22 protein-coding genes are annotated in these 14861 nt (G+C 52.2%); 9 read left to right on the top strand and 13 right to left on the bottom strand.

What is annotated here, in order from left to right:
- The first annotated feature begins 4 nt into the window (after positions 1 to 4).
- Genes gspG through ACR42C_RS20935 form a run of 8 tightly spaced genes read left to right on the top strand, consistent with a single transcriptional unit; the run spans position 5 to position 5244 of the window.
- Positions 5 to 448, top strand: a complete 444-nt coding sequence (gene gspG / locus ACR42C_RS20900) for a type II secretion system major pseudopilin GspG (RefSeq protein WP_233003699.1) — start codon at positions 5 to 7, stop codon at positions 446 to 448.
- 2 nt (positions 449 to 450) lie between these two features.
- Positions 451 to 951, top strand: a complete 501-nt coding sequence (gene gspH, locus ACR42C_RS20905; RefSeq protein WP_479984514.1) for a type II secretion system minor pseudopilin GspH — start codon at positions 451 to 453, stop codon at positions 949 to 951.
- Complete coding sequence (gene gspI, locus ACR42C_RS20910; protein WP_479984515.1) at positions 948 to 1301, top strand: type II secretion system minor pseudopilin GspI; 354 nt, start codon at positions 948 to 950, stop codon at positions 1299 to 1301. Before gspH ends, gspI begins: the two co-directional genes overlap by 4 nt.
- The gene (locus tag ACR42C_RS20915) at positions 1298 to 1876 is read left to right on the top strand and encodes a PulJ/GspJ family protein (protein WP_233003702.1); all 579 of its coding nucleotides are present in this window, start codon (positions 1298 to 1300) and stop codon (positions 1874 to 1876) included. Before gspI ends, ACR42C_RS20915 begins: the two co-directional genes overlap by 4 nt.
- Complete coding sequence (gene gspK, locus ACR42C_RS20920; protein ID WP_316380266.1) at positions 1873 to 2853, top strand: type II secretion system minor pseudopilin GspK; 981 nt, start codon at positions 1873 to 1875, stop codon at positions 2851 to 2853. Before ACR42C_RS20915 ends, gspK begins: the two co-directional genes overlap by 4 nt.
- Positions 2854 to 2857: 4 nt before the next feature.
- The gene (gene gspL, locus ACR42C_RS20925) at positions 2858 to 3997 is read left to right on the top strand and encodes a type II secretion system protein GspL (protein WP_316380265.1); all 1140 of its coding nucleotides are present in this window, start codon (positions 2858 to 2860) and stop codon (positions 3995 to 3997) included.
- Positions 3990 to 4472 carry a type II secretion system protein GspM gene (gene gspM, locus ACR42C_RS20930; protein WP_479984516.1) on the top strand — a complete coding sequence of 161 codons (483 nt, stop codon included), beginning with the start codon at positions 3990 to 3992 and terminating at the stop codon, positions 4470 to 4472. The genes gspL and gspM overlap by 8 nt, the downstream gene beginning before the upstream one ends.
- Before the next feature lies 1 nt (position 4473).
- Complete coding sequence (locus ACR42C_RS20935; protein WP_316380263.1) at positions 4474 to 5244, top strand: prepilin peptidase; 771 nt, start codon at positions 4474 to 4476, stop codon at positions 5242 to 5244.
- A 16-nt stretch (positions 5245 to 5260) separates the two neighbouring features.
- Here the strand turns inward: ACR42C_RS20935 and bfr are convergent, their stop codons facing one another.
- From bfr to fkpA, 11 genes are all read right to left on the bottom strand, one after another.
- Positions 5261 to 5737: a bacterioferritin gene (gene bfr / locus ACR42C_RS20940; RefSeq protein ID WP_233003706.1), complete on the bottom strand. Its 477-nt coding sequence runs from the start codon at positions 5735 to 5737 to the stop codon at positions 5261 to 5263.
- A gap of 72 nt (positions 5738 to 5809) precedes the next feature.
- Positions 5810 to 6004 (bottom strand): bacterioferritin-associated ferredoxin, encoded by a 195-nt coding sequence (gene bfd, locus ACR42C_RS20945; protein ID WP_008503493.1) that lies wholly within the window; start codon positions 6002 to 6004, stop codon positions 5810 to 5812.
- Between the two features lie 178 nt (positions 6005 to 6182).
- Positions 6183 to 7367, bottom strand: coding sequence for an elongation factor Tu (tuf, locus tag ACR42C_RS20950; protein WP_014068448.1), 1185 nt, complete (start codon positions 7365 to 7367; stop codon positions 6183 to 6185).
- A gap of 69 nt (positions 7368 to 7436) precedes the next feature.
- On the bottom strand, positions 7437 to 9551 hold the full coding sequence (gene fusA / locus ACR42C_RS20955; RefSeq protein WP_029882142.1) for an elongation factor G: 2115 nt from the start codon (positions 9549 to 9551) through the stop codon (positions 7437 to 7439).
- A 96-nt stretch (positions 9552 to 9647) separates the two neighbouring features.
- Positions 9648 to 10118, bottom strand: coding sequence for a 30S ribosomal protein S7 (gene rpsG / locus ACR42C_RS20960; protein WP_003861706.1), 471 nt, complete (start codon positions 10116 to 10118; stop codon positions 9648 to 9650).
- Between the two features lie 96 nt (positions 10119 to 10214).
- Positions 10215 to 10589, bottom strand: coding sequence for a 30S ribosomal protein S12 (gene rpsL, locus ACR42C_RS20965; protein ID WP_000246815.1), 375 nt, complete (start codon positions 10587 to 10589; stop codon positions 10215 to 10217).
- Between the two features lie 124 nt (positions 10590 to 10713).
- On the bottom strand, positions 10714 to 11001 hold the full coding sequence (gene tusB / locus ACR42C_RS20970) for a sulfurtransferase complex subunit TusB (RefSeq protein ID WP_041911943.1): 288 nt from the start codon (positions 10999 to 11001) through the stop codon (positions 10714 to 10716).
- A 7-nt stretch (positions 11002 to 11008) separates the two neighbouring features.
- Positions 11009 to 11368: a sulfurtransferase complex subunit TusC gene (gene tusC, locus ACR42C_RS20975; RefSeq protein WP_116342633.1), complete on the bottom strand. Its 360-nt coding sequence runs from the start codon at positions 11366 to 11368 to the stop codon at positions 11009 to 11011.
- A complete protein-coding gene (gene tusD, locus ACR42C_RS20980; protein WP_116342635.1) occupies positions 11368 to 11754 on the bottom strand; it encodes a sulfurtransferase complex subunit TusD in 387 nt (128 codons plus the stop codon). The genes tusC and tusD overlap by 1 nt, the downstream gene beginning before the upstream one ends.
- Positions 11754 to 12476 (bottom strand): helix-turn-helix transcriptional regulator, encoded by a 723-nt coding sequence (locus ACR42C_RS20985; RefSeq protein WP_014885489.1) that lies wholly within the window; start codon positions 12474 to 12476, stop codon positions 11754 to 11756. The genes tusD and ACR42C_RS20985 overlap by 1 nt, the downstream gene beginning before the upstream one ends.
- A 165-nt stretch (positions 12477 to 12641) precedes the next feature.
- Complete coding sequence (gene fkpA / locus ACR42C_RS20990; RefSeq protein ID WP_116342637.1) at positions 12642 to 13463, bottom strand: FKBP-type peptidyl-prolyl cis-trans isomerase; 822 nt, start codon at positions 13461 to 13463, stop codon at positions 12642 to 12644.
- A gap of 238 nt (positions 13464 to 13701) precedes the next feature.
- Between fkpA and ACR42C_RS20995 the strand changes: the two genes are divergently transcribed.
- Positions 13702 to 13920: a protein SlyX gene (locus tag ACR42C_RS20995; RefSeq protein ID WP_008503009.1), complete on the top strand. Its 219-nt coding sequence runs from the start codon at positions 13702 to 13704 to the stop codon at positions 13918 to 13920.
- Positions 13921 to 13971: 51 nt separating this feature from the next.
- On the opposite strand, the gene slyD is transcribed toward ACR42C_RS20995, so the two are convergent.
- A complete protein-coding gene (gene slyD, locus ACR42C_RS21000) occupies positions 13972 to 14556 on the bottom strand; it encodes a peptidylprolyl isomerase (RefSeq protein WP_023331458.1) in 585 nt (194 codons plus the stop codon).
- 94 nt (positions 14557 to 14650) lie between these two features.
- Positions 14651 to 14851 carry a YheV family putative zinc ribbon protein gene (locus ACR42C_RS21005; protein ID WP_013099038.1) on the bottom strand — a complete coding sequence of 67 codons (201 nt, stop codon included), beginning with the start codon at positions 14849 to 14851 and terminating at the stop codon, positions 14651 to 14653.
- Positions 14852 to 14861: the final 10 nt, after the last annotated feature.

Genomic DNA, 14861 nt, shown 5'->3' on the forward strand with positions numbered 1-14861 from the left:
GGCAATGGAAAGAACGTACAGCCATAAACAGCAGGGTTTTACGCTGATGGAACTAATGGTGGTCATCGTGATTCTCGGTGTCCTGGCCAGTCTCGTTGTTCCCAATCTGATGGGCAACAAAGACCGGGCGGATCGACAAAAAGCGGTGAGCGATCTTGTGGCGCTGGAAAGTGCACTGGACATGTACAAGCTCGACAACCATCGCTACCCCACCACCGAACAGGGTCTAAATGCGCTTATCACCGCGCCGACACTCGCGCCCCGTGCGGAAAACTACAGCGCGGGCGGCTATATCCGCCGACTACCAACCGATCCGTGGGGTAACGATTACCTGTTAATTAGCCCGGGGGAGCATGGCGCTATAGACATCAGTTCAACGGGGCCGGACGGTGAAACGGGTACCGCCGATGATATTAACAACTGGGAAATCGATAAGAAGACGCCTTAAGCATGGAGCGGCAAAAAGGATTTACACTGCTGGAGGTAATGCTGGTGGTCGCGATTATCGCCGTCATGGCATCAATTATCGTCTCCTCGCAGAACGCTCGCCTGAGCGAGACTGGAAGGTTGCGGCAAAAAGTGGATGCTTTCCGGCAGATTGTGGAATTTGCCACCGATCAGGCGTTGCTGGAAAACACTGCCATTGGGATCCGTGTGACACAGGAAGGATGGTTTTACGCGCATCCGAAATACGATCCCCACATGGGCTGGAGATGGGTCGAGATCGAAAAAGCTGATTCATTACATCTCACCGGCCACTGGCTTGATGGTTTTTACATTGAGATCGCACCGGCTTCTGAATACGGACAGCCGCAAATTGTCATTACACCCGACGGCCAGCTGGTACCGTTTACCCTGACGTTCCGGGATAGCGATCGTCGCCGGGTGTTGACGCTCGCCAGCGAGGGTAGCCTTCCGCTGACGCTGACGGTCGCCCAGGAGCAGCCATGAATCCTCGGCAAAGCGGCATGATGCTGCTTGAGGTGTTGCTGGCAATGGTGATTATGGCCACTACTGTCATCGCTCTGCTCAGCAGCATGCAATGGCAACTCACTGCCACCGATACGCTGCGCCAGGAGACGCTGGCGCTGTGGATCGCCGACAATGCACTCATTGAAGCGGGTCCTGCACACGGCCAGGCAGAGCAAAGCGGCTATAACTTCAGCTGGCAAATGACCCAGACCACCGCGGGAGAGCCACCAATCGGCCGCACTCTGATTGAGGTGACATCACCGGATGGACGCACGCGGCAACTGTATTCATGGACCGTGCCCAAGGCTGCTCAGGAGCAAAAAAAATGAGCAAGGAGACAGGCTTTACGCTGCTGGAAGTCATGCTGGCCATCGCTATTTTCTCCACGTTGAGCTTCCTGGCATCACTCGTTTTCTCACAGGCGACGGAACAGCACCAACGGGCACAGACGGTTGCGGAAAAATTCAACGCGCTACAGCGCACCGAACGGATGCTCAACCGCGATCTGACTCAGTATGTACCGCGTAATAATCGCCAGACCAACCAGCCAATGTTTATCGAGACGGAAGGGATGATCTTTTCGACGCTGGCACCGGATAGCACCGCGCCGTTTGACGTCACGCCCAATCTGGTAACCGTCCACTGGTTTGTGAAAAATGGCGTACTGTATCGCGCCGTACGCCCAACGGCTGATAGCGATAAGCAGATGCCGCCGAGACCGATGCTAAATGACGTATCGCATTTCACCGCCCGCTTCCAGGCCAGTGAAGACGGCGGCACGCTATCTACAATCAGCCTCACGCTTGAGCTACAGGATCAGGAGCAAATCCGCCGCATCTACATTCTGCCGCCCTGGTTCCCGAAAGTGCAGGAAAATAGTCCTCTTATGGAGGCGGCGAAATGAAACGTGAAAAGGGATCGGCACTATTGATAACTCTGCTATTTATGGCGCTAATGGCCGCACTGGCGGCTGATATGACGATAAGCTTCCAGACACAGCTGCAGAGAAGTCGCAGGATTAACGATACGCTGCAGGTCAAATACGCGCTCTTCTACTCGGAGGCGCAGGCGCGTGAAGATCTACAAAAGGCGTTGCAAAGCAAAACCGTTCATGAAGAAAAGCCGGAGCCTGCCGGTAAGCGGATCCTCAGCGACACCACGCAGGTGAACTGGCGTTATGAAGACGCTCAGCATTGCTATAACCTCAATGCGCTGGCCTTAGCTCCGACAGAACCGTTAGCGACCCCACCCTATAGCATCACCGTATTCACCGCACTGCTCGAACAATCAGGAGTAGAGAAAATGCAGGCGAGAGAGATTGTGGACTCGCTGGCCGATGCAATAGACCCAGATACAACACCGCGGCGGTACGGCGCGGAAGACGAGTACTATCAGCAAGAGGCGCTTAAACCATTACCGGCAAACCAGCTGTTTTATCTTCCCAGCGAAGTTCGCAGGGTAAAAGGAATGACGCCGGCACTTTATCAAAAATTGTCTCCATACATTTGCGCCCAGTTTAGCTCAAGCCTTTCTATCAATATTAACCGCCTTAAAGAGGAGGACGCCCCGCTGCTTGCCGCCCTGTTTAGTAATGACCTCACTGTCGAAGATGCCAAAGCATTGCTAAACAAACGTCCCGAGGGGGGCTGGAAAAGCGTGGACGAATTTACCTGGCTGGCACAAAAAGAGTTTAGCGCTGCCAGGCCGCTAGTGGACGTGGTCAAGAAATTACTGACCACCCGCAGCAGCTATTTTCGCATTGTCGCTTCCGCCCAACAGGGCGAACTGAACGCCGGAATGATCACCACACTGCTTTATGACGACAAAAACAGCACGTTTAAGATTTATCAGCGCCAGCTCATTGCGGGCGAGGAAGATTAAAAGGATGTTAACGACCTCTTCTACTTTACTCATTCGTCTTTCCGAAGCGCCGGATGGCCCTCTGGAATGGACGCTGTATGATGAGCAGAGCCGCTGCGAGATACACTCGCTGGAGCCGGGCGCCTCGCTGTCGGGGCTGGCGCGCCAACAGGCAGACCGTCCGACTCACCTCCTCCTTCCGGTACAGAAGGCAACCTTCAGAACGTTAACCGTCCCGACAAGCGGCTACGAGTTGACCGCCCAAAAATTACAGTGGCTGGCGGATGAGACACTGGATGAGGGGCAACCAGTACACCACTGGACGATCCTATGTCACCACAACGAGGAACTCAGGGTCGTGGGTATTGATCTCGCCTGGCTCAAGGCCAGGTTAATGCCTTTTCTTGATGCCGGTTTTAACCTTTGTCACGTGACGCTCGACGCGCTCGCACTGCCTGTGACCGAAGAGGGCTGGACGCTTTGGCGCGATAAAGACGCCTGGCTGGTCAGAACACACGAAGGGCGTGCCTGTCGGCTGTCCGACATTTGGCTTGAACATTTGCTTGCTCACTATCGACCCACGCGGCTGTTGTGTTATGGCCAACTTACGAATATCGGTCATGACGATAGCGTACACGCGCTGCAGCCGCTGCTTGCCCTGTATCCTCAAGCCCACACAGTCAACCTGCTGCACGGGCGCGTTACCGATGGCGACAAGGCGAGACTTCTCATGGGCCGCCTGAAAAAAGTGGCCGTCGGTTGCGTGTTGCTGGCCGCTGGTGTTGCGCTCCTTACCCAGGCGGGACTTTACTGGCAACTCCATACTCTTGAACAGCAATTGAAAAACCGACAGCAGGCGCTGTGGCAAAGCTACATACCCGACAACCCGCACCGAAACAACATGAAGGCCTTTCTCCCGTCGCAGTTGCAACGCACCTTTCCCGCACCGCTCCCGATTCTGCAGCGGTTACATGAGGGTATGTCGACGTTTCCGACGTTATCGCTTGAGGGCGTGGACTACGATCGCAAACAAGGTTTGCTACGGATTTTGCTTTTTGCCCCTGATGAGGCCACCGTCAAACAATTTATTGCCGCTGACGCGTCAGGACTATCGCTGCGAATTGAAAAACATCAACAAGGATTGTGGACGCTACGCAATGATTAATCGCTTAAAGAACTGGCTATCACAGAAAAACGGAAACGAACGAGTACTGTACGTGGCGTTAATCGTCCTTACTCCTTTCATCCTGTACAGCTTCGGCCTCTATCTTCCGCTGTCTCGCGCCGTCGACACGCTGCAACTACGTTGTCAAAAGCTGAAGCGCGACACGGATTGGCTGGAGAAACAGGCCTCCGGACGGGGTCTACTGCCTATACGCAATGGGGCTAAAACCTTAGTAAATGCAGTCGTTGCCGATGCAAAACAGGCAGGCCCCACGGTGAAGATTAGTCAGAAGGATGAAACGCTGGAGGTCACCGCTGCGGCGATCGACGTGGAGGCGTTTATGTCATGGCTGTGGCAGCTGCAACTTGAAAAGGGGCTTCCCATCGATACGCTGGAATTTCACGCCAGTAAGCAAGGTGACAGCAGCATTATCCTCACGCGTATGACGCTTCCGCTGGGCACCCGAGGAAAATAAGATGCAATTGATACTGTTTCTGGCAATCGGACTGACTGCAGGTAGCCTGATGGGGCGCGTCGTTGACCGGTTGCCAATGATCGTGCAACGCGACCTCAGGGATCATGTGGGTAAAACGCGGCTTACGCTGTGGTCGCCGGGCTCACACTGCAGCCATTGCAATAATGTGGTGAAACGGGGGGACACCCTCCCATTGCTAAGCTGGCTACTACTGAGAGGGCGCTGCCGATACTGCCGCGGCATAATTCCTTTTCGATATCTGATGTTTGAGGCGCTGTGCCTGCTGGCATCGATCTACAGCGTTTATCAGCACCCCACCTCACCTGTCTTAGCGTTGGCGATTTTTCTCTATTTCTGGTTTGCGCTGACCCTGAGCGTGATCGATTACCGTTACTATTTGCTCCCTGACACGCTCACCCTACCGCTCCTGTGGCTTGGCCTGCTGTTTAATCTCCACAGTGGCGTGGTGACCTGCGAGGATGCGGTCACGGGTGCTGCGGCTGGCTATCTTTTTCTATGGGCACTTTACTGGCTGGTCTGGCTTCTGCGCCATAAAGAGGGACTGGGGTTCGGAGATTTCAAGTTGCTTGCGGCAGCAGGTGCCTGGACAGGCTGGCAGAGCTTACCGGTCATCCTGCTGGCGGCGTCGCTAATCGGCGTCATCTGGGGTCTGGTGCTAATGGTGAAAAAGCCGCACGTTTCGCCAGTGATTCCTTTCGGACCAGCGTTGGCGGCGAGCGGCTTCGGCTATTTTTACTGGTTTATAACCTGAGCACCTTAAGACGGTGTTATTCCTCTTCGCGGATTTGCGCCAGTAAATAATTCTGGATACCGAGTTTATCGATAAGATCGAGTTCGGTCTCCAGCCAGTCTATGTGACCTTCCTCGTCTGCCAGAATTTCGATCATCATATCGCGGCTCACATAGTCATGAACGCTGTCCGCGTAGGCAATGGCTTCACGAAGGTCTTTAGCACCTTCAAGTTCCAGCCTGAGGTCAGAACGCAGCATCTCCTCGACATCTTCACCGATGCCCAGCTTGCCGAGATCCTGCAGGTTAGGAATACCTTCAAGAAATAAAATACGCTCGATATATTTATCAGCGTGTTTCATCTCATCTATAGATTCATGGTACTCAACGTCATTCAGACGTGTAAGACCCCAGTTTTTGAACATTCTTGCATGGAGAAAATACTGGTTGATTGCGACAAGCTCATTTCCCAATAATTTATTGAGATAACTTATGATTTTAACATCACCTTTCATTATATAGTCCCTCCGCTTCCACTCATTGAAGCGTAGATCGGGCTACGGGGATGTCAAAAAAAAGATGGGCGCTTACGCGATCTCTTTGTATTCCGGGATCTGCATCAGTTCGTCCTGCATAATCTCACGCGCTGCGCGAACGCATTTACCGCATTGATTTCCCACCGGAACAAACTTGCGAAGCTGCTGGAATGACTGTGGCTGAAACTGGCGAACGGCCTGACGTATTTTTTTGTCGCTTACACCATTACATAAACAAACGTACATAGAGACTCCCGTTCAAAATATGCGCAAAGTGTAAGTGAGAATGGTTATGATTACAATAGCACAAGCGCCGGAATACGGGGCGGGAGCGGACAAATAATGCGAATTTTTATGACAGTGACTTTACGGTAGAAAACAAAAAAGGACGCCGAAGCGTCCTTTTTTATTCAGGGATAATTAATTAGCCCAGAACTTTAGCAACAACGCCCGCGCCAACGGTACGGCCGCCTTCACGGATTGCGAAACGCAGACCGTCGTCCATCGCGATTGGGTGGATCAGAGTCACAACCATCTTGATGTTGTCGCCTGGCATTACCATCTCTACGCCTTCTGGCAGTTCGATGGTACCGGTCACGTCAGTTGTACGGAAGTAGAACTGTGGACGGTAGCCTTTGAAGAACGGAGTATGACGGCCGCCTTCGTCTTTGGACAGGATGTACACTTCAGATTCGAACTTGGTGTGTGGCTTGATTGAGCCTGGCTTCGCCAGAACCTGACCACGTTCGATTTCTTCACGCTTGATACCACGCAGCAGAACACCAACGTTCTCACCGGCACGGCCTTCGTCCAGCAGTTTGCGGAACATTTCAACGCCAGTACAGGTAGACTTCGCAGTCTCTTTGATACCAACGATTTCAACTTCTTCACCAACTTTGATGATACCGCGCTCTACACGACCGGTAACAACGGTACCACGACCGGAGATGGAGAATACGTCTTCGATTGGCAGCAGGAATGGCTTGTCAATCGCACGCTCTGGTTCTGGGATGTAAGAATCCAGGAAGCCAGCCAGTTCGATGATTTTCGCTTCCCACTCTGCTTCGCCTTCCAGCGCTTTCAGCGCGGAACCACGAACGATTGGGGTGTCGTCGCCTGGGAAATCGTACTGAGACAGCAGTTCACGAACTTCCATCTCTACCAGTTCCAGCAGCTCTTCGTCATCAACCATGTCGCATTTGTTCAGGAACACGATGATGAAAGGAACGCCTACCTGACGACCCAGCAGGATGTGCTCACGGGTCTGAGGCATTGGGCCGTCAGTCGCAGCAACAACCAGGATCGCGCCGTCCATCTGCGCAGCACCGGTGATCATGTTTTTAACATAGTCGGCGTGGCCTGGGCAGTCTACGTGTGCGTAGTGGCGAGTCGGGGTGTCGTATTCAACGTGAGAAGTGTTGATGGTGATACCACGAGCTTTTTCTTCTGGCGCGTTATCGATCTGGTCGAATGCACGAGCAGAACCACCGTAGGTTTTAGCCAGAACGGTAGTGATTGCAGCGGTCAGGGTAGTTTTACCATGGTCAACGTGGCCGATAGTACCAACGTTGACGTGCGGTTTTGTACGTTCAAATTTTTCTTTAGACACGGCTATATTCCTTACTATAGTGCTCTCCCCTCTGGAGAGAGCACGGGACTTAGGTTTTAATCCTGTGGATTACTTACCACGGGCTTCAATAACGGCCTGAGCAACGTTGTTAGGCGCATCATCATACTTCAGGAATTCCATGGTGTATGATGCACGACCTTTGGTCAGAGAACGCAGCTGAGTTGCATATCCGAACATTTCGGACAGCGGAACTTCAGCGTGGATCTTAACGCCAGTTACTTCGGATTCCTGACCACGCAGCATACCGCGACGACGGCTCAAGTCACCGATAACGTCACCGGTGTTCTCTTCAGGAGTTTCTACTTCAACCTTCATGATTGGCTCAAGCAGAACTGGTTTTGCTTTCTTAAAGCCTTCTTTAAAGGCAATAGACGCAGCCAGTTTAAACGCCAGTTCAGAGGAGTCAACGTCGTGGTAAGAACCGAAGTGCAGACGGATACCCATGTCAACAACCGGATAGCCAGCCAGAGGGCCCGCTTTCAGCTGTTCCTGGATGCCTTTATCAACGGCTGGGATGTATTCGCCAGGAATTACACCACCTTTGATGTCGTTGATGAACTCGTAACCTTTCGGGTTAGAGCCCGGCTCCAGTGGGTACATGTCGATCACAACGTGACCGTACTGACCGCGACCACCAGACTGCTTAGCGTGTTTACCTTCAATATCGGTAACTTTCGCGCGAATCGCTTCGCGGTAAGCAACCTGAGGTTTACCCACGTTCGCTTCAACGTTGAATTCACGCTTCATACGGTCAACGATGATGTCCAGGTGCAGTTCACCCATACCAGCGATGATGGTCTGGTTAGATTCTTCATCAGTCCATACGCGGAATGATGGGTCTTCTTTCGCCAGACGGCCCAGAGCCAGACCCATTTTTTCCTGGTCAGCTTTGGTTTTTGGTTCAACTGCGATGGAGATTACCGGCTCAGGGAATTCCATACGCTCCAGAATGATCGGGTGATCCGGGTCACACAGGGTGTCACCAGTGGTCACGTCTTTCAGACCGATAGCTGCAGCGATGTCGCCCGCACGAACTTCTTTGATCTCTTCACGTTTGTTAGCGTGCATCTGTACGATACGGCCAAAACGTTCACGCGCCGCTTTCACGGAGTTCAGGATGGTGTCACCGGAGTTAACCACACCAGAATAAACGCGGAAGAAGGTCAGGTTACCCACGAATGGGTCGGTAGCAATTTTGAACGCCAGTGCAGAGAACGGCTCGTCATCACTTGCGTGACGCTCAGCCGGAGTATCTTTACCGTCGTCCAGGATGCCGTTGATCGCAGGAACGTCAACCGGGGATGGCAGGTAGTCAACTACCGCATCCAGCATCGCCTGAACACCTTTGTTCTTGAACGCAGAACCACAGGTTACCAGGATGATTTCGTTGTTCAGAACGCGCTGACGCAGAGCTTTTTTGATCTCTTCTTCAGACAGTTCTTCACCACCCAGGTATTTCTCCATCAGCTCTTCAGAAGCTTCAGCAGCGGATTCGATCAGGTTCTGGTGCCATTCGTCAGCCAGGTCCTGCATCTCAGCCGGGATATCTTCGTATTCGAAGGTAACGCCCTGGTCTGCATCGTTCCAGTTGATGGCTTTCATTTTCACCAGGTCGATAACGCCGGTGAAGCCTTCTTCAGCACCAATTGCCAGCTGCAGCGGAACAGGGTTCGCGCCCAGACGGGTTTTGATCTGGCCAACAACTTTCAGGAAGTTAGCACCCATACGGTCCATTTTGTTAACGAACGCGATGCGTGGAACTTTATATTTGTTCGCCTGACGCCATACGGTTTCAGACTGTGGCTGAACACCACCAACTGCGCAATAAACCATTACCGCGCCGTCAAGAACACGCATGGAACGTTCTACTTCGATGGTGAAGTCAACGTGGCCCGGGGTGTCGATGATGTTTACGCGATGCGGTTCATACTGCTTAGCCATACCTGACCAGAATGCAGTAGTCGCTGCGGAGGTGATGGTAATACCACGCTCCTGCTCCTGTTCCATCCAGTCCATGGTGGCTGCGCCGTCATGAACTTCACCGATTTTATGGTTTACACCGGTGTAGAACAGAATACGTTCGGTAGTAGTGGTCTTACCGGCGTCGATGTGCGCACTGATACCGATGTTACGGTAGCGTGCGATGGGTGTTGTACGAGCCATTTGATTCCTCGTTTGTTTCTTTAGGCGTTCAGTTAAGTTACCCAGAGCGGGCGGCTTCTCTGAAGCGCCCGCCTGGTGACTAATACTCCGAAGGGATTACCAACGGTAGTGTGCGAACGCCTTGTTGGCTTCTGCCATACGGTGAACGTCTTCACGTTTCTTAACTGCAGTACCTTTGTTTTCTGCAGCATCAGAAAGTTCGTTCGCCAGACGCAGAGCCATGGATTTATCACCGCGTTTACGAGCAGCTTCAACGATCCAACGCATTGCCAGGGCATTACGACGAACCGGACGAACTTCAACTGGAACCTGATAAGTAGAACCACCAACGCGGCGGGACTTAACTTCTACAGTTGGGCGAACGTTGTCGAGAGCGACTTCGAAAGCTTCCAGTTCATTTTTACCAGAACGCTGAGCCAGGGTCTCCAGCGCGCTGTATACGATTGCTTCTGCAGTAGATTTTTTACCATCTACCATCAGGATATTTACAAATTTTGCCAGCAGTTCTGATCCGAACTTCGGATCTGGAAGAATTTTACGCTGACCAATGACGCGACGACGTGGCATGGGAATACTCCGTTGTTAATTCAGGATTGTCCAAAACTCTACGAGTTTAGTTTGACATTAAGATAAATCAGTTTGGCCTTACTTAACGGAGAACCATTAAGCCTTAGGACGCTTCACGCCGTACTTGGAGCGAGCCTGCTTACGGTCTTTAACACCTGAGCAGTCCAGCGCACCACGAACGGTGTGGTAACGAACACCCGGAAGGTCTTTAACACGACCGCCACGGATCAGGATCACGGAGTGCTCCTGCAGGTTGTGACCTTCACCACCGATGTAGGAAGTCACTTCGAAACCGTTAGTCAAACGCACACGGCATACTTTACGCAGTGCGGAGTTTGGTTTTTTAGGAGTGGTGGTATATACACGAGTACATACGCCACGTTTCTGCGGGCAGGCTTCCAGCGCAGGCACGTTGCTTTTTGCAACTTTGCGTGCACGTGGTTTGCGTACCAGCTGGTTAACTGTTGCCATTAAATAGCTCCTGGTTTTAGCTTTTGCTTCGTAAACACGTAATAAAACGACCTCATACAATATGAGGACGCGAAATTTTAGGGCTACGTCGAAAAGGTGTCAAGAAATATACAGCGATCTCAAATCACCAGTTCATTTGACTGGCGTGCGTCACAGTAAGATTGACGAAATCAGTATAGCCAACCACGTCAATTTTGGCTGAAATTTGACCAGAAAGACCCCGCGCATCCAGATCGTCCTTCAGCGCAGAGACAGTTATGGGGGCATTCGTGAGAATTTCAACGAAACGGCCGCCTTCAAGCGCAGCGAGCACGCCATCCTGAATCAGCAGCAGATCGTCACCTTCGCGCAGCATGCTCAACAACGTGTCGATATCACATTGCCATGGTGAATGGCTGAGAATATGGAGCATGGAAGCCTCAGAAAGTCAGAATGGTGTCGTAGTGGGAAAGCTGTTCACGCAGTGCTGCGGCAGGTAAGGTCGTCACATCCAGCACAAAAGGCGTCTTATCGCTTAAACCGCGTACCGTTAAAGAGTCGGCACAGACATAGCAGGTTTCAATATCGTAAAGCGGCAGCACTTTGAAGGTGGAAATGTAGTCGCGTGCCAGAATGGCCTGCGGCTGTTGGCCCGCCAGAAGCTGAAGCACGCCGTCCCCCATAAAGAAGACACCGATATCTTCTGTCAATGCCGATGTCGCAAGCAGCGCATCCAGTCCTTCGCGGCCAGAGGCGCTGCCGTGCGGCGCAGAAGTAAAAACAAATGCCACACGCTTCATCAGAATTGCACCACTCTGTCGCAGGTTAACGCCGCCTGGGCCAATGCGCCCAGACCACTCAACGAAAAACCAGGCTGCAGGTTAGCGCCCGATAACCCCAGGCGTTCGGCTTCGGCTGTATCCGTCACGCCGCGACGCAGCGCCGCCGCTACGCAGATATGCAGCTCTACGCCCTGCTTTTCATTTAACGCCTGCCAGGCGCGGACCAGGTCAAACTCGTCACTCGCCGGTGACGTAAATTGGTTCGCGTTATACACCCCTTCCCGATAGAAGAAGACGCTCGCCAGTTGGTGCCCGGCCGCCAGCAGCGCATGCGCAAACTGCAGCGCGCTGCTGGCCTGCTGAGTCCCATACGCGGGGCCCGTTACCATTAACGCAAAACGCATTACTTATCTTGCCCCACGAAATCGCCGCTTTTGAACTGACGGATGTAGAGGTAAACCGTATGCTTTGAGATGTTCAGACGATCGGCCACCTGGTTGATGGCATCTTTAATATCAAAAATCCCTTTCTCGTAGAGATTGAGAACGATCTGGCGATTCTTGGCGTTGTTCGATACGTTGCGGTCGGCATTGACCTCTTCAATGGTGAACTCAAGCGTCTGCGTCACAAGATCTTCAACGGAGGAGGCAAAGTTAACAGAAGAGCCGACGTCTGGCGTTTCTGGCGGAATAAAGGTGCTCATGATCTGGGAGAAAGGCACATCAAGGTTCATGTTGATGCACAGCAGCCCAATCACACGATGCTCGCGATTTCGAATCGCGATGGTTTCTGATTTCATCAGCACGCCGCTTTTGGCGCGGGTGAAATAACATTTTGAGACGCTGCTGTCCGCGCCGGTCATGTCATGCAACATACGCAATGCAAGGTCGGTAATTGGCGAACCAATTTTACGGCCGGTATGCTCACCATTAGCAATGCGGATGGCGGAACACTTCAGATCTTGCAGGGAGTGCAATACGATTTCGCAGTGGGAACCAATGAGCATCGCTAACCCGTCCACTACCGCTTCATAGGATTTCAGAATATCGAAGTCGGTCTGGTCAAAAGGACGTTGATCCAGCAAATCAAGTTCACTGGTTTCGTTGGTTAAAAGCGACCTGGACATGAAAAAAACACTCCTTTTCAGGAGCCTGTCGTTAGGTTTTCAGGGCAGGCTCATTATCTACACGGACAACTAAATTAATACAGCGTGCCTAACGCTTTCCAGTGTTAATTATATCTGCCCCACAATAAAAAACCGCCGCCTTAAAAGGCGGCGGTTTGCATCACATTACTTCTTCGCGTCTGTCGCAGCTTTCTGATCTGCCTGCGCTTCCGGTTTCGCATCCGCTTTCGGCGCTGGTTTGATGTCCAGCAGCTCTACGTCGAAGACCAGAGTGGAGTTAGCCGGGATACCCGGAACGCCAGTTTTGCCATAGGCCAGATCCGGTGGGATAACCAGCTTGATTTTGCCGCCTTTTTTGATGTTTTTCAGGCCTTCAGTCCAGCCAGGGATCACACCGTCAAGACGGAAGGAAAGAGGCTCACCACGAGTGTAAGAGTTGTCGAACTCTTTACCGTCGATCAGCGTACCTTTGTAGTTCACCACAACGGTGTCGCTGTCTTTAGGCGCATCACCGGTACCTTCTTTCTCAACTTTATACACCAGGCCAGTAGAAGAGGTTTTCACACCCTTCTCTTTAGCAAAGGTATCGCGGTAGGCTTTGCCTTTCGCTTCGTTGTCTTTAGCGTCCGCTTCCATCTTGGTCTGAGCGGCACCCTTCACGCGCGCTTCGAACGCCTGCAGGGTCTGTTCGATTTCCTGGTCAGAGAGCTTGCTCTTATCAGCAAAGGCGTCCTGAACACCCGCGATCAGCTGGGTTTTATCCAGTTTGATGCCCAGTTTCTCTTGTTCTTTCAGAGAGTTTTCCATGTAACGGCCCAAAGATGCGCCCAGTGCGTAGGCGGATTTCTGGTCGTCATTTTTGAACGCCGCTTTGCTGTCTGCAGTGGCAGCAGGCTTCGCAGCAGTATCAGCAGCGAATGACAGCGGCGCGTTCAGTGCAACAGCCATCGTCGTCGCCAGCAGCGTTACTTTAAACAGTGATTTCATCCATATCTCCAGGGCCTGGGGACTCTCACCCCAGCGTTAAACGTAAATGAGTGACGTACTATAAAACGTTGCGGAAGAAATCTACAGACAGACACTTCCAATTCTCGCCACTTTTCAGACTATTTTTGTTTAAATAAGTTTCTTGCCAACGGTATAGAGACTGTACTTAAGGATAAACTCAGTTAAACTGCGCCGCCGCTGGGCCAATATGGCATATCAGATATAAACGAGGTGAATGATGAAGGATACAACGATAGAAGCGAGAATGGCTGAGCTGGAAAGCCGCCTGGCTTTTCAGGACATCACCATCGAAGAGCTTAACCAGACCGTGACCGCGCACGAACTTGAAATGGCGAAACTGCGGGATCATATGCGCCTGCTGACGGAAAAGCTGAAGGCGACGCAGCCGTCAAACATTGCCTCGCAGTCAGAAGAGACGCCACCACCTCATTATTGAGGCGTAAAAAAAGCGGGATTATCCCGCTTTTTTATTTTCCGCATGACGGAATTAGTGGCAACCGCAGCCGCCGTTACCGCAACCACCTTTACCATGGTCATGACCATGGTCGTGGCCATGACCACCGCAGCAGCCGTCGTGGCCGTGATCGTGATCGTGGTCGTGACCGTGCGCACCGTGAACGTGGCCATGAGCCAGCTCTTCTTCGGTCGCTTCACGGATCGCAACAACTTCTACGTTGAACTTCAGGTTCTGGCCAGCCAGCATGTGGTTGCCGTCAACCACAACGTGGTCGTCTTCAACTTCAGTGATTTCAACAGGAACCGGACCCTGGTCAGTTTCAGCCAGGAAGCGCATGCCAACCTGCAGCTCGTCAACGCCCATGAACACGTCTTTAGGAACGCGCTGAACCAGGTTGTCGTCATACTGACCGTAAGCGTCGTTCGCGCCTACAGCAACGTCAAATTTGTCGCCAACTTCATGACCTTCCAGCGCAGTTTCCAGGCCGGAAATCAGGGAACCGTGACCATGCAGGTAGTCCAGCGGCGCACTCACCGGAGACTCATCAACCAACACACCGTCTTCTGTACGTACCTGATAGGCCAGGCTGACCACCAGGTCTTTTGCTACTTTCATGATATCTCCTGAGCGTGGGAAAATTGCTGGCGCAGATTGTAGCGGAAATCTGCACCCGTGTACCCTTAAGCTTAAAAAAACTCAGAGCATATCGCTAGTCTGGATGAAAAATGCCGATCACTTGCTCTTCTTTGCGAACGTGATCGCGTGCTTCTTTGTCGGCCTCACGCATCTGGTGACCGCACTTAACACACTCAACAACATCAATATTATTTTCCCGCCACATCGCCAGGGTATCTTGCGCCTGGCAGGACGGGCACTTTGCACCCGCGATAAAGCGTTTACGTACAGCCATCTTTCGTTAC

Source organism: Enterobacter sp. MG-EB028 (assembly GCF_056673305.1).

What these genes read in the sequence shown, in the direction of transcription:
- gspG (WP_233003699.1), top strand. Translation starts at nt 5, where the DNA reads ATGGAAAGAACGTACAGCCATAAACAGCAGGGTTTTACGCTGATGGAA.
- gspH (WP_479984514.1), top strand. Translation starts at nt 451, where the DNA reads ATGGAGCGGCAAAAAGGATTTACACTGCTGGAGGTAATGCTGGTGGTC.
- gspI (WP_479984515.1), top strand. Translation starts at nt 948, where the DNA reads ATGAATCCTCGGCAAAGCGGCATGATGCTGCTTGAGGTGTTGCTGGCA.
- ACR42C_RS20915 (WP_233003702.1), top strand. Translation starts at nt 1,298, where the DNA reads ATGAGCAAGGAGACAGGCTTTACGCTGCTGGAAGTCATGCTGGCCATC.
- gspK (WP_316380266.1), top strand. Translation starts at nt 1,873, where the DNA reads ATGAAACGTGAAAAGGGATCGGCACTATTGATAACTCTGCTATTTATG.
- gspL (WP_316380265.1), top strand. Translation starts at nt 2,858, where the DNA reads ATGTTAACGACCTCTTCTACTTTACTCATTCGTCTTTCCGAAGCGCCG.
- gspM (WP_479984516.1), top strand. Translation starts at nt 3,990, where the DNA reads ATGATTAATCGCTTAAAGAACTGGCTATCACAGAAAAACGGAAACGAA.
- ACR42C_RS20935 (WP_316380263.1), top strand. Translation starts at nt 4,474, where the DNA reads ATGCAATTGATACTGTTTCTGGCAATCGGACTGACTGCAGGTAGCCTG.
- bfr (WP_233003706.1), bottom strand. Translation starts at nt 5,737, where the DNA reads ATGAAAGGTGATGTTAAAATCATAAGTTATCTCAATAAATTATTGGGA.
- bfd (WP_008503493.1), bottom strand. Translation starts at nt 6,004, where the DNA reads ATGTACGTTTGTTTATGTAATGGTGTAAGCGACAAAAAAATACGTCAG.
- fusA (WP_029882142.1), bottom strand. Translation starts at nt 9,551, where the DNA reads ATGGCTCGTACAACACCCATCGCACGCTACCGTAACATCGGTATCAGT.
- rpsG (WP_003861706.1), bottom strand. Translation starts at nt 10,118, where the DNA reads ATGCCACGTCGTCGCGTCATTGGTCAGCGTAAAATTCTTCCAGATCCG.
- rpsL (WP_000246815.1), bottom strand. Translation starts at nt 10,589, where the DNA reads ATGGCAACAGTTAACCAGCTGGTACGCAAACCACGTGCACGCAAAGTT.
- tusB (WP_041911943.1), bottom strand. Translation starts at nt 11,001, where the DNA reads ATGCTCCATATTCTCAGCCATTCACCATGGCAATGTGATATCGACACG.
- tusC (WP_116342633.1), bottom strand. Translation starts at nt 11,368, where the DNA reads ATGAAGCGTGTGGCATTTGTTTTTACTTCTGCGCCGCACGGCAGCGCC.
- tusD (WP_116342635.1), bottom strand. Translation starts at nt 11,754, where the DNA reads ATGCGTTTTGCGTTAATGGTAACGGGCCCCGCGTATGGGACTCAGCAG.
- ACR42C_RS20985 (WP_014885489.1), bottom strand. Translation starts at nt 12,476, where the DNA reads ATGTCCAGGTCGCTTTTAACCAACGAAACCAGTGAACTTGATTTGCTG.
- fkpA (WP_116342637.1), bottom strand. Translation starts at nt 13,463, where the DNA reads ATGAAATCACTGTTTAAAGTAACGCTGCTGGCGACGACGATGGCTGTT.
- ACR42C_RS20995 (WP_008503009.1), top strand. Translation starts at nt 13,702, where the DNA reads ATGAAGGATACAACGATAGAAGCGAGAATGGCTGAGCTGGAAAGCCGC.
- slyD (WP_023331458.1), bottom strand. Translation starts at nt 14,556, where the DNA reads ATGAAAGTAGCAAAAGACCTGGTGGTCAGCCTGGCCTATCAGGTACGT.
- ACR42C_RS21005 (WP_013099038.1), bottom strand. Translation starts at nt 14,851, where the DNA reads ATGGCTGTACGTAAACGCTTTATCGCGGGTGCAAAGTGCCCGTCCTGC.